The organism is Mycobacterium paraseoulense (assembly GCF_010731655.1).
Lineage (GTDB): Bacteria > Actinomycetota > Actinomycetes > Mycobacteriales > Mycobacteriaceae > Mycobacterium > Mycobacterium paraseoulense.
This window is the reverse complement of the sequence record NZ_AP022619.1, coordinates 1,718,154-1,730,446: the sequence shown is the minus strand read 5'-3', so window position 1 is coordinate 1,730,446 and position 12,293 is coordinate 1,718,154. Positions and strand designations below refer to the sequence as shown.

At 63.0% G+C, this 12,293-nt stretch carries 10 protein-coding genes; 4 read left to right on the top strand and 6 right to left on the bottom strand.

Annotated features, from left to right (window positions below):
* The gene (locus G6N51_RS07880) at window positions 1-1,467 is read right to left on the bottom strand and encodes a FadR/GntR family transcriptional regulator (protein WP_083169325.1); all 1,467 of its coding nucleotides are present in this window, start codon (window positions 1,465-1,467) and stop codon (window positions 1-3) included.
* Between the two features lie 173 nt (window positions 1,468-1,640).
* Between G6N51_RS07880 and G6N51_RS07875 the strand changes: the two genes are divergently transcribed.
* Window positions 1,641-3,233, top strand: coding sequence for an AMP-binding protein (locus tag G6N51_RS07875; RefSeq protein WP_232078269.1), 1,593 nt, complete (start codon window positions 1,641-1,643; stop codon window positions 3,231-3,233).
* A 64-nt stretch (window positions 3,234-3,297) separates the two neighbouring features.
* Here the strand turns inward: G6N51_RS07875 and G6N51_RS07870 are convergent, their stop codons facing one another.
* Entirely contained in the window at window positions 3,298-4,497 is a 1,200-nt protein-coding gene (locus G6N51_RS07870) for a cytochrome P450 (RefSeq protein ID WP_083169321.1), read from the bottom strand.
* Between the two features lie 50 nt (window positions 4,498-4,547).
* Window positions 4,548-4,769, bottom strand: coding sequence for a hypothetical protein (locus G6N51_RS07865; protein ID WP_142274847.1), 222 nt, complete (start codon window positions 4,767-4,769; stop codon window positions 4,548-4,550).
* Between the two features lie 375 nt (window positions 4,770-5,144).
* Between G6N51_RS07865 and G6N51_RS07860 the strand changes: the two genes are divergently transcribed.
* The 3 genes from G6N51_RS07860 to G6N51_RS07850 all read left to right on the top strand — a co-directional run bounded on the left by G6N51_RS07860 (window position 5,145) and on the right by G6N51_RS07850 (window position 9,092).
* Window positions 5,145-6,755 (top strand): class I adenylate-forming enzyme family protein, encoded by a 1,611-nt coding sequence (locus G6N51_RS07860; RefSeq protein WP_142274846.1) that lies wholly within the window; start codon window positions 5,145-5,147, stop codon window positions 6,753-6,755.
* 352 nt (window positions 6,756-7,107) lie between these two features.
* Window positions 7,108-8,409 carry a phenylacetate--CoA ligase family protein gene (locus G6N51_RS07855; protein ID WP_083169317.1) on the top strand — a complete coding sequence of 434 codons (1,302 nt, stop codon included), beginning with the start codon at window positions 7,108-7,110 and terminating at the stop codon, window positions 8,407-8,409.
* Window positions 8,406-9,092, top strand: a complete 687-nt coding sequence (locus tag G6N51_RS07850) for a hypothetical protein (protein ID WP_083169315.1) — start codon at window positions 8,406-8,408, stop codon at window positions 9,090-9,092. The genes G6N51_RS07855 and G6N51_RS07850 overlap by 4 nt, the downstream gene beginning before the upstream one ends.
* A 70-nt stretch (window positions 9,093-9,162) precedes the next feature.
* Here the strand turns inward: G6N51_RS07850 and G6N51_RS07845 are convergent, their stop codons facing one another.
* The 3 genes from G6N51_RS07845 to G6N51_RS07835 form a co-directional block, all read right to left on the bottom strand.
* Complete coding sequence (locus tag G6N51_RS07845) at window positions 9,163-9,399, bottom strand: hypothetical protein (RefSeq protein WP_067926447.1); 237 nt, start codon at window positions 9,397-9,399, stop codon at window positions 9,163-9,165.
* Entirely contained in the window at window positions 9,399-10,544 is a 1,146-nt protein-coding gene (locus tag G6N51_RS07840) for an amidohydrolase family protein (protein ID WP_083169630.1), read from the bottom strand. The genes G6N51_RS07845 and G6N51_RS07840 overlap by 1 nt, the downstream gene beginning before the upstream one ends.
* A gap of 466 nt (window positions 10,545-11,010) precedes the next feature.
* The gene (locus G6N51_RS07835) at window positions 11,011-12,270 is read right to left on the bottom strand and encodes a cytochrome P450 (RefSeq protein ID WP_083169311.1); all 1,260 of its coding nucleotides are present in this window, start codon (window positions 12,268-12,270) and stop codon (window positions 11,011-11,013) included.
* Between the last annotated feature and the right edge of the window lie 23 nt (window positions 12,271-12,293).

The following is a 12,293-nucleotide window of genomic DNA, read 5'->3' as shown; positions in this document are numbered from 1 at the left end:
TCAGGCTTGCCACCAGTCGCCGAGTGCACGGAGGTAGCGGCGCAGTCGGTTCTTGGCCAGGCCGGAGTCGTTGGCCAGCAACGCGTCGACGATCGCGGCGTGCACGGCGGCCAGCTCCGGGGCGCGGGGCCCGGCGGCGGGGTTTTTCACCGGAAGCGCGGCGCTGTGACGTACCCACAGCTCCAGCAGCACCTTGAGGAAGAGTTCAAGAATCGGGTTGCCGCTGAGGTCGGCGAGCTCGGCGTGGAATAACCGGGCGGCTTCCAGCACGTCGGATTCCGGTGTGTGCTCGTCGATCAACAGCGATCCGCGCAACCGGTCGGCCACGCCGGGTTCGTTGATACGCGCCGCGACATTGTCTATACAGCCCAGCTCAATGGACTCCTGCACCCCGAGCAGATCGCGGACCTCGATGTGGCGGTAGTCAAGGTATAAGCTCATCGTCTCCACGCTCGCCTCGGCGTCGGGTGCCGACACCACGAGTCCGCCACCAGGTCCCCTTCGCATCTGGGCGATGGAGTGATATTCGAGCAAGCGGATGGCTTCGCGCAGCACCGAGCGGCTTACGGCGTAGCGGTCTTGCAGGATGGTTTCCGAGCCCAGTACATCGCCGACTCGTCCGTCGGCTTGACGGATGTCTTGTCGAATCCGTTCTGCTACAACCTCGGCCAGCTTGTCGCCGCTGATGACATTGTCGAAGGCCGAGGGGCGTGCGTGATACGACAGCAGCTTCGCCTGATCGGCTAACCAAGCGCCCAGGGCCTCAAGGTGGTTCCGCATGGCGAATTGGGCGCGCGCCACGTCGCCACCGATGATCGCTTCGACGACCGCGCGATGGGCGTTGACGCCGTCGTGGCCGATCGCCGCCGAGGTCGCGGCATGCTCGCGGCCGTTGGTCACCTTCGAGTAGCGCTCAGTGAGCTGAGCGAGAATCTCGATGAACAACGCGACTGCGGGATTGCCCGATCGCTCCCCGATCGCGACGTGTACGACGTGGCCGGACTTGCCGCGGTGGGGCAGGTCGGAATCGTCTGCCGCCAAGACCGCACGCAGATGTTCGATGCCTTGCTCGTCGACGCGCTCAATGGCCAGTGCCACGGCCAGCGGCTCGAGCAGGAGCCGCGCTCCGATGAGGTCTTCGAGGTTGGTGCCAACGCTTTCCAGATAGATGACCATCGCTTGGGTGGCGCCGCTGGGCTCGGGGGCTCGGACCACCAATCCGCCCGCGGGGCCGCGACGCATTGTGGCGGCCTGGTGATGCTCGGTGAGGCGGATGGCTTCGCGCAGCACGGCCCGACTGACCCCGTAGTGTTCGCGTAGTTCGGCCTCGGAGCCGAGTAGGGCACCGACGGGCCACCGTCGGCGGATAATGTCGGCTTCGATGCGTTTGGCGGTCAACTGGGCCAGCTTGCCCCTCGAGCCCGGTGCGCCGGTCGTGTCGGCCGGCGGCAAGCTAGGCGAAGTCATAGCTAGGCGAAGTCATTGAGTGTGCTCCATGCGGTCGGTGAGTTGCACAGAGCGTACTGCTAGCCGGCCCGTCGCGGTGGATCCCGCGCTAACCAGTGCTTGATCCCGCTTTCTTCGGCGAAATCCGGGCGCATGCTATCCTCCCGATTAAGGATACTTAATAGATTCCCGCGATGCGCACTTTCCGTCCGCTCCAAAGTCGCGCCGAAGGCCTGATCCATGAGGAGTGTCATATGTATCGGTTGACGTTGGGTGATGTTCTGGATCAGAACAGTCGCACCTATCCCGACAAGGTCGCCACCGTATGTGGCGAACACCGCTACACCTATCGCCAACTGCGGGAACGGGTCGACCGGCTGGCGGGTTGCCTTAAGAATGCCGGCGTCGGCGAGGGCGATCGGCTGCTGTGGCTGGGCCAGAACTGTCACCGGTTGCTCGAGTTGATTTTGGCAAGCGCGAGGCTGGGCGCGATGACATGCCCGGTGAACTGGCGGCAGTCCGTCGACGAGTTCGTGTTCGTGATCGAAGATCTCGACCCCAAGGTCGTGGTCTGGCAGGAGGACATCACCGGCGACGTGTCGAAGGAGGCCCGCACCAAGGTCGGCGGCGAAGCGCTGTGGGTTCAGCACGACGGCGATGGCGAAGACGGCTACGAGCGTTTGCTCGCAGCGAACGAACCGAACTCCTCGTTCGGCGATGTCGATCCGGCATTGCCGGTCGTGGTGATGTATACGGCGGCTTTCGGTGGTCGCCCCAACGGTTCAATGATCACCCAGCTCGGGCTGCTAACGCAGGACGCGAACCTCTTCTATCTCGCCGAGATCACTTCGGAATACGTGTATTTGAACTGCGGACCGCTGTTTCACATTGGCAGCCTCATGTTCACAGTGGCCACCTTTCACATCGGCGGAACGAATGTATTCATCGCACGAGCCGAGCCGCAGTATGTGATGGAGGCGATCAGCCGCGAGCGTTGTGTGTCGGGATTCGTGCTCCCCCCCACCATCGAGAAGATCGTCGAACTCAACGCCGATGGCGCGCACGACTTAACGAGCTTCCGGTCGCCGTTTCCAGTGCCCGGCTGGGTCGACATGGTCTCGCCCGACACGTCGGCGTTCTTCCGTGGTGGATACGGTCAGACCGAGGCGACGGGATTCAACTGCTTCGCCGGATACGGCGGTAAGGCAGGGGTTTCGACGGCTGGGCGTCCATCGCCGTGGACGCGCGTCTACATCCTGGACGAAGACGGTCGCGAGGTGCCGCAGGGCGAAGTCGGCGAGATCACGTTCGACGGTCCGATGGTTCACGCCGGGTACTGGAACAGGCCGCAGATCAATGCCGAACGCACCCGCAGTGGCGGCTGGCGAACCAACGACCTCGGATTGCGGGACGAAGGCGGCATCATCAACTTCATCGGACCCAAGACACAGATGATCAAGTCCGGTGTCGAGAACATCTATCCCGCGGAAGTCGAGCGGTGCATCGAGGAAATCGATGCGGTCAAGGAAGCGGCCATCATTGGTGTGCCGGATGCCCAGTACGTGCAATCGGTCAAGGCGATCATCGTCGTTGAACCGGGACACACGGTCACGGCAGAAGACGTCATCGCCCACTGCAAGGCGCGCATTGCGTCGTACAAGAAACCAAAATTCGTCGAATTCCTCGACGCGCTCCCACGTTTGGTCACCGGCGGCAAGGACTATGCGCTGTTGGACCAGAAGTTCGGTGGCGGTGGCTACCCCGGCGGCGGTACCCGCAGTCAATAGGCGCCTGCCAACGAGCGGCGGGCCGCCCCTCCGTACTTCTTGAGCTGCGGCCGGGGACCGCCGTTCAGCCGTTCAGGAATTTGAGGGGCAGGTACTCCGCGCTGCGCACCGGCAGGTTAACGTATCGGACGTCTTCGCCAGGCGCGAGCTCATAGTGTGGCAAGCGCTTGTGCAGTTCTTCGATCGCGATCTTGAGCTCCATGCGGGCGAGGTTGGAGCCCAGACAACGATGCGTGCCGCTGGCGAAAGCGATGTGCTGATGACGCGGCCGATCGATGTTGATACGCAAGGGATCGTCGTGCACCGACGCATCGAGGTTCGCTGTCGCCCACGATGCGAGGATGGCCTCGCCGGCCTTGATCACGAGGCCGTCACCGAGGTCAACGTCCTCGGTCGGGTAGCGCGTGCCGACAGGCACCGGCGACTCGTAGCGCAGTAGTTCCTCAACCAATCCGCGAATCAGCGACGTATCGGCGATGACCCGGGCGCGTTCGTCGGGATGCCGAGCGAGCCAGTCGAGCATCAGCGAAAGTGACGATGTCACCGTGTCGAGGCCGGCGAACATCATCAGCGTGATGATGTTCATCAGCTCCATGTCGTTTAACCGTTCGCCGTCAATCTCGGTCTCCAGCAGGATGCCCAGGACGTCATCGCGGGGCTCGGTGGCGCGACGATTGGCGAGGTGCTCGGTGAAGTAGGTGACCAGGCGCATGCCGGCGGCAGCCCCGATCTCCTGGTTCTCTTCGGCGGTCTTTCCGGTGGGATGAAGGATGTCCTTCATGAATTGCAGGAAGAAATCGAGATCCTTTGTGGGAGCACCGAACAATTGCAGAAATGTCAGACAGGGCAGCGGCACGCAATAGCGCTGGGTGATGTCCACGATGTCGTCTCCTGCGAACCCGTCGACGAGCTCACCGGCCAGCTGGCGCACCGCATCCTCGAGACGTGCCACCTGCTTGGGCGTGAACATCGGATCGAGGATGCGCCGCCACTTGGCGTGGTCGTCGCCGTCGATCTCGAGTGGGATCAGTGGCATGGGAACCCCGAATGCCGGTCCGCGGCCACCAACGCCAAGGACCTTGGGGTGTCGATTGATTTTGATGATGTCGTCGTGCCGGTAGAGATAGACGACACCCTCTTCGACACGCTCGTACCGAAGATCGGCGACCTTTTGTGCGAGATACGGCTGTGGAGGCTGGACATATTCGGTCGCCTTGCCGTATTCCGAGAGCCGGAAATCGAACGGCTCGAGTTTGGTCTCCATATTCTTTGATCTCCTGATGTTTGATCTCTCGATAAGTACCGTGGTCGTTTCTAACGGACGTCGAGCATGTCGCAACCGGTGACGCCAGTGGGCGCATCTTTCGCCCTGGGGCACACCGGCCACACGCTCGTAGAAGTCGGCGGGCTCTCACCACGCGGGTCGCCGGCCAGCGGCACTTCGCGTCCGGACGCCTCGTAGCTGTGTCGGTCGAAGCTCACCCAAACGCCCCGACGGTAGGGCAATTCGCCGACGGCGTCTTGTACGAGCGCCATGTGGGTCTCCTGTCGCATGCTGGCGAGACCAGATCGTAGGTGAACGTTGGTCAACCGCTCATCGAGCGTACAACAAAGAGCACTTTATTCGAACCCTGTTCCCGTCGGTGCCGGGCACCCGGATATTCGCACCAGGGTGAGGTCTACAGCGCCGCGTCGCGGCCAGCTGAGCCGGTCTCAAGAATGGTTAAAAACCGAGGTAAACCGCGGTATTGAGAGGATTCCTTCGGTCAGCGCTGCCGCGGTCTATCGGCCGGATTGGGCGCCTGCAGGTCGACCCTGTTGATGTTGAGAGGAACGCAAGCGAGCCGCAGAAGCGCAATCTAGGACACTATTTTCGCCACCCGTATACGTGCCGAATATAGTGCCGTATCAGTGGGTGATGACAGATTGCTGGAGGTAGCGATGGGCAAGGTCGACGGTCTGTCGTTGTGGCTGCGTGATCCCGACTTCCCCTGGATCGACGAGTCCGTTGGTGCATTACTGCAACACCGCGCGCGCCACGATGCGGGCCGGGTTGCGCTGTACTGGTCGGCCGCCGGCGACACGATCACCGCTTTGACGTACGCCGACGTCTATCGCGACGCGTGCAGGATGGCCCGGGGACTGCTCGAATTCGTCGAACCAGGCGAGGCGGTCGCGGTCTGTGGCCCCAATTCGATCGAGTGGGTATTGCTCGAGTACGCCTGCGCCCTCGCGGGTGTGGTGCTGGTGCCGATGAATCCCGCGATGCGTGAAGACGAGTTCGTTCACATCCTCAGCATGACCGACAGCCGTGTCGTGCTGGCGGTGAACGAGTTCCGTGGACGAGGCGTCATCGACTCCCTGCGGTCGGCGGCGGGCTCATGCGCGGCGCGCCCGCAAGTCCTGGAGTTGGTCGAATGGGCGGGATCGACCGACGGCACCCACTCCTTGCCCACCGTCGATCCCAAGGCGCCCTTCATCATTCAGTACACCTCCGGCACGACGGGACGACCAAAGGGCGCGGTGCTCGACCACGCTGCATCGGTCAACGCGGGGGCACTGTGGGTAGGGGGCTGGGGGCATACCGCCGATGACATCCTGGTGACCGCGGCGCCGTTGCACCACGTCGGCGGTTCGGTGGCGATTGTGCTGGGTGTGCTTGCCGCCGGTTCGTCGTTCGGCACCTTGGCACGTTACGACGTCGATCAACTGATCGCCTTCGTCAAGAACACCGCGGCGACCGTCGTGGCGGCGGTGCCGACCATCCTCTACGACCTGCTCGAGCGGCCCGGCTTCAGCCCGGATCAATTACCCTCCCTACGCACCGTCATGGGGGGAGGCGCCTACGTTCCGCCGGAGACGATCCGCACGGTCGAATCGCGGTTCGGCGTGGAGTGCATTGTCAGCTATGGGCAGAGCGAAGCCCCGGCGTTTTTGCAATCGAGCCGCGACGACCCGCCTGAGCTAAAGGCGACATCGCTGGGACGACCGTTGGCAGGCCGCGACGTACGCATCGCCCTGCCCAACGGCCGTACGGCTCGCGACGGTGTGGTGGGGGAGATTTGTACCCGTTCGGACATGCGCATGGTCGGCTACCTTGGCCAACCTGAGGCGACCGCCGAGGTCGTCGACGACGACGGATGGCTGCACACAGGGGATCTCGGAGCGATGGACGAAAACGGGTACGTGACGTCGCACGGGCGCGCGCGAGACGTAATCATTCGCGGCGGCGAGAACATTTACCCGGATGAGGTCGAGGCTGTGTTGTCCACGCATGAATCGGTGGCTGCCGTGGCGGTGGTCGGTCAACCCGACGTCCGTTGGGGTGAGGTGCCTGTGGGATTTGTCCTGCTCAATCCCGGTTACGACATGGACGAGGCACGGTTGATGGAGTACGGCCGGGAGCGGCTCGCCTCGTTCAAGGTGCCCAAAAAGTGGATTCCTATCGAAGCCATGCCGTTGACGTCGTCGGGCAAGATTCGCCGCGTTGAGCTGCGAAAAGCTTTGTCCGAGAAGGCATGACATGGCTAGACCCCGGTGTGGGGTATCCGTTGGCGGCCGTGCAGGTGTTGGCGCGAATATACCCCGGCCAATGCGCGATTGATCCGTCGCCGATTTGGATTGTCCGATGTCGTTGCCCGCGAACCCTCCGGACTCGAGCTCGATCTCAAACGAGGGCTGCTCGGGGTCTAACAGGCCGTCGGCGTCAGCGCACCGAATCCATTCTCCAGCCACGGTAATGCGCGCGGGAAGCGGCAGCAGCGGGTGCGATGTCAGCGCCGGAGCGCCTTGACTCGCCCGGCTGCTCAAGCCATGATGTGGTATGCAGAATGAGTATACTGTTTAACTATCGACGGCGAATCCCCGGAGACCGATGAGTAAAGAAGATCTGTTCGAACCTGAAATAGAGGCCATGCCGCGGCCGGAACTCGAACAACTGCAGGAGCAACGCGTTCTCGAGCTGATTCCGTATGTTTACGAGCGGTCGGACTTCTACCGCATGCACTGGGATGAAGCGGGGGTCAAGCCAGCCGACATCCGGTCGTTGCAGGATTTCAAGGAGCGAATCCCGTTCATCAATAAGGACATGATCCGCGATTACCGGGAGAAGACCGGCGACCCGTATGGAGGGATCCTGTGCGTCGACCCGGCCGATTTGACGTCGATCGCGTCGAGTTCGGGGACCACCGGTGACCCGACGTTCTTCAACGAGCAATATGACGAGTACATCCCGCTGATGGTGGGTTGGGTACGGGCACTTTGGGAGCACGGCCTGCGCCCGGGCGATCACGCGATCACCGGGTCGGCGACGTTTCGCGGTGCGTCCTGCCACGAGCACCGAATACTCGGTGTCGTCCCGATCGCCATCGACAGCTGGTTTGGCCAATGGGATGCGGTGCTGGACGCCATCAAGCGGTACGACGTCAGGCAGGTCCATGTTGTGGGGCCGCTGATTTCGGAACTCGAGCGTCTCAGTCATCACCGCGACATGCGTGAGGCGTTGGCTCCGCTGAAGTTCATGACCTTCGCCGGTGAGCCGATGGGGTCGCGCATGCAGCAGACCGTCAGGGAGGAATGGGACACCGACCTGGTGCTGTGGACGAGCGCCGGCGACACCGGAACCGCGTGGGAATGCAAGCAGCACGACGGATACCACGTCCACGAGGACACCGTGTTGGTGGAGGACCTCGTCCCCGACCAGAACGAGTCGGTGATCGAAGGGGAGGTCGGCGAATTGGTCACGACCGACCTCGATAACGTCGTTGCGCCGTTGATCCGCTATCGCGCTGAGGATCTGGTGCGAGTGAACAGGCAGCACTGCGAATGCGGTCGTACTCATGCCCGGTTCTGGCCGCTGGGGCGGGCGGGCGACCTGACGATCGTACGGGGCAAATCGGTCATGCCGCTGGAAGTATGGGCGGTTATCGAGCAATTCGACGAGACCCGCTCGGCGCTGTTCCAAATCATCCGGCCGCAGAAAGAGGTGGATGAGCTGCACTTGCGTGTGGGTTATGCACCGGATTTGACCAAGGACACCGGCGAACTGCGTGAGCGGATCTGCGCAGGCTTGGCCGAAGCGGTCGGTATCTCCCCGACCGTCGAATTGCTCGAGGAGAAGGAAATCGTCGCCCGTGCCTCGTCGGCGGCCAAGATTCCGAGGATTGCGAAGTCATGAGCCAACAATCGACCATCGCCAGGGCTGCAAAGCTTCAGCGGCCAGGAATCGCTTGGATCGGGCGCTACAAGGTAGGTGACGATGTCATCGACTTCACCGTCAGCGAAGACGATTTCGCACGCGACAGTGCCTGGGCTGCGCAGGTCTTACGCGGTCACGGCATCGGCAAGGGCAGTCACGTTCTGGTGACGGCCACCCCATCCGAGACGCCGTGGATTGATGCGTTTCGCGTCGGTGCTGGCGTGGCGGGCGCGGTGCATTCGAACGCCGAACCGTGGAACTGGGACGCGCGTCGTTCGGAGATGTACATCCGCCGGCTGAACACCGAAATGGTGATCGGTTTGAGTGCCGAAACGGTCACAGCCATGCGGCAACTCACCGATGCCGCCGTTCGGCTCGGCTCCGTTGGCACCATCTTGGCCAGGCCGGAGGCGCTGCCGGTGCTCAACGACCTCGGCATCGAGGCGGGTTTGTACGTCCGGTTGGGTCCGGCCGTGGCCGTCACCGCGCCTGATCGTGCGGGATTGCAGTACGACGAGGAGGAGTGGGCGGTCGAGAGCGTCGATGGACAGCTTGTCGTGTCCACGGTGGGACCACGCGCGACGCGGTTCGACCGGCAGCCTACTGGCGTGGCGGGTGAAGTGACATCGACGTCGGGCGGCGCTCGTATCACCCTGCGCTGACCTCGCGCGGCAACAAAGCGCCGGCCGGAATCTCCGGCCGGCGCTTCATCTCGTCAACAGACCGGCAGACCTAACCGCCTGCCCTGGCCGAGACCGCTTTGGCGGCCGCGGTCTCGGCGGTGTGTTTGCGGGCCAGCTCGAGCCCGGCCTGCAGGCTTTCGGCGGTCATCACCCAGTCCTTACACGAGCAGCCGCAAGAGTAAGTCCCATCGTCGAGCGGAATGACGGACTGCACGTCGCATTCACCCGAGGACACCGCGTCGGATAGGAACTCCCTCGGCGAATCGTGCAGGACATTGTCGGACATCAGGCGCCGGCACCCACGGGCTCCTCGACGGGAACCTGCGGCACATCGGGGAACAGTTCGTAGAACGTGCCGCGCATGACCCGCTCGGCCACCTTCGGATCGGCGTCGTCGAACAACTCGTGCAGAGTCTCCTGCGTGTGGCCGAACGTCCCCTCCATGTGGGGGTAGTCGCTGCCCCACATGACGTTGTGGTAGCCCATGTAGGTCGCGGCCGCGACCGCGCTTTTGTCGTGCTGGAACGAGGCGTACACCTGGCTGAAGATCTGCTCGCGGATCGGACGCTCGAGCTTGGGCCGCACCGCCATGTGGTGCTGACGGTAGCCTTCCTCCATGCGGTCGGCGATGAACGGAACCCATGTGGCGCCGCCTTCGGAGACCAACACCTTGAGGTTCGGTCGCTTGTCCAGTGCGCCGGACGCGACCAGCTTCATGACCGCCCGCTGGCCTTCGAACGTCGTCTCGGTGTAGTTGAGGACGGCGCCGCCTGGACCGCGGTACTTCTGGCCAGGGTTCCGTGTCTTGTCACTCAGATCGACGGGCTCGCTGCCGATATGGAAAGCGATGACCATGTTCGCGGCATCGCATGCGTCCCAGAACGGTTCCCACTCGGGATAGTTGTAATCCTTCTGCATGGGATGAGGCAGGGTCGGCAGGAAGACCGCGCGGTAGCCCATCTCGGCGATGCGCTCCAGTTCCTTGACCGCGTCGCCGACGTCGAGTGTGGACACTTGACCGACGGTGACCAGCCGCGGGCTGGCTTTCTCCAGGGTTTCGTACGCCCAGTCGTTGCTGACCCGCAAAGCCTCACGCAGCAGTTCTGGGCTGCGGAACGACGAGCACCACAACCCAAGTGAAGGGTAGACGACCTCGCCCCACACGCCCTCGTTGTCCAGGTCGTTAATGCGCACCGACACGTCCTTGCCGCCCGGAGCGCCGACGGTCATCTCCATAAACTTGCGTGCGGCACTGGTGGGAAGTTTGCGCCGGAACGCCATACTGTCGATATGGACAGTCTCCCACTCGCCGTCGGGATCCTTGACGGACCTTGGTACGCGTTCGGCAAGGTGAGGCGGCAAGTTGTCCCGCCATAATTCGTCGGGCTCCAGGAAGTGCGAGTCACCGGAATTGGCCCAGAGTTTCGTCATCATGTCCCTTCTCTGTTCGAAGCTGAGGCAACCAGCTCGCCAGCACGGATCGGGGTCTCAATCCATCGTCGACAACAACTATACGCTGTCAAGTGGCGCTGCGCGAGAGCCGCCACGACCGCTGTCCGGTCGCCGGACGGCCCCTAAATGAGTAGTCTGCTTAGACTGCGGTGCAAGTCGCCGGTTCGACGACGGTGGGCCTGTAGCGGTCAGGGCAGCGCAGCTGCGGTTCCTCGTTGCGCCGCACGCCGGCGCGTCGCAGGCCATCGAACTCATATCGACGTCGGTGTGAAACGCTGTTTCTCTGGACCTCGATCGGTGGAATGCCGCAAGACATGGTGGCCCAGGACGTGCAGACGATCTGCGCGCCGCTCGATCGGTTGCTGCGTGGACCGACAGCCGCCGCGCACGCCCAGTATCGATCGGCCGGCGCGCAGGCGCTCGGCTTCTCACCGGTCACTCGCGGTCAGCTCGGCATGTACTCGACCTGTAGGTGCTTGATCCCGTGCACGAAGTTGGCCCGCAGGTAGTCCGGCTCGCCCACCGTGCGGATATCTGGCAGCGTGGAGAAGAGCTTGAGGAAGAAGATGGAAAGCTCGAGTCGGGCCAGGTTCGCGCCCAGGCAGTAGTGAGGTCCGGGGGCGCCGAATCCCAAGTGCGCGATTTGCTTTCGGGTGATGTCGAATTCCGTGCCGCGTTCGAAGTAGGTTTCGTCCTGATTGCCCGAGCGGTACCAGAGCACTACTTTGTCTCCGCGCTCAAATACCTGGTCGCCGAGCATTACACCGTCGCGGGTGACCGTGCGCCGCATGTGCAAGACCGGCGAGGCCCACCGGACGATTTCTTCGACCGCAGCCTTGGTATGGGTCTGGGGATCCGACAGCCACAGCGCCCGCTGATCGGGAAACAACGTCAAGGCGTGCATGCCGTGCGCGATTGCGTTACGGGTGGTCTCGTTGCCTGCGGTGATGAGCAGGATGAAAAACGCGGCAAGTTCCTGGGGGCTTAGGTTGTCCTCATTGCGCGCCGCGACAAGTGCGGTGATCACATCGTCACGGGGATTGTTGATCCGATCGTTGGCGAGTTCTGCTAGCAGCGCGGCGAGTTCGTCGCTGGCGGCGTAGATGGCCGAGCCGACCGCTCGCGGACTCTGGTCGGGGACGTATTCAGGATCGCTTGCGCCCATGATGATGTTGGTGAGGTCGAATATGCGCCGTTCATAGCTGCGCGGAACCCCCATCATGTCGTTGACGATGCGGAGCGGAAGCAGGGCCGCAACTTCGGTGACGAAGTCGCATGCACCACGCTCGCGCACGCTATCGAGGATGGCCCGGCTCTGTTGATCGACGTCGGCGCGCACGCGCTCGAGCGAGCGGGGAGTGAAGCCGCGGGAGACGATCTTTCGTACGCGGGTGTGCTCGGGGTCGTCCATAGTGATCACCGAACTGCGGTACTCGAGCATGGCCTGCGACTGATCGAAGATGAGCGTGCCTTGCCCCGAGCAGAAGTCTCCGGCGCGGCGGCTTACCTCCCGGATGTCGTCGTAGCGCGTCAACGCCCAAAAGCCGCCGCCGCGCGGGTTGCCTTGCGTGTCGCGCTCTGGACAGTACGGGCGGGGTTCGTTGGCGCGTAGCCATGCGAACGCGGCGTCTCGCTCGTTGGCCGGTCTGGTCCACCAGCTCAGGTCGTCGAGGTCAATTGTGGGTGTGCTGTCAACGGATGCCATCGCGCGCTACCTTTTGTCGGTCG

Coding starts and splice junctions, on each gene's coding strand:
- G6N51_RS07880 (WP_083169325.1), bottom strand. CDS start 1,467: ATGACTTCGCCTAGCTTGCCGCCGGCCGACACGACCGGCGCACCGGGC.
- G6N51_RS07875 (WP_232078269.1), top strand. CDS start 1,641: ATGCGCACTTTCCGTCCGCTCCAAAGTCGCGCCGAAGGCCTGATCCAT.
- G6N51_RS07870 (WP_083169321.1), bottom strand. CDS start 4,497: ATGGAGACCAAACTCGAGCCGTTCGATTTCCGGCTCTCGGAATACGGC.
- G6N51_RS07865 (WP_142274847.1), bottom strand. CDS start 4,769: ATGGCGCTCGTACAAGACGCCGTCGGCGAATTGCCCTACCGTCGGGGC.
- G6N51_RS07855 (WP_083169317.1), top strand. CDS start 7,108: ATGAGTAAAGAAGATCTGTTCGAACCTGAAATAGAGGCCATGCCGCGG.
- G6N51_RS07850 (WP_083169315.1), top strand. CDS start 8,406: ATGAGCCAACAATCGACCATCGCCAGGGCTGCAAAGCTTCAGCGGCCA.
- G6N51_RS07845 (WP_067926447.1), bottom strand. CDS start 9,399: ATGTCCGACAATGTCCTGCACGATTCGCCGAGGGAGTTCCTATCCGAC.
- G6N51_RS07840 (WP_083169630.1), bottom strand. CDS start 10,544: ATGACGAAACTCTGGGCCAATTCCGGTGACTCGCACTTCCTGGAGCCC.
- G6N51_RS07835 (WP_083169311.1), bottom strand. CDS start 12,270: ATGGCATCCGTTGACAGCACACCCACAATTGACCTCGACGACCTGAGC.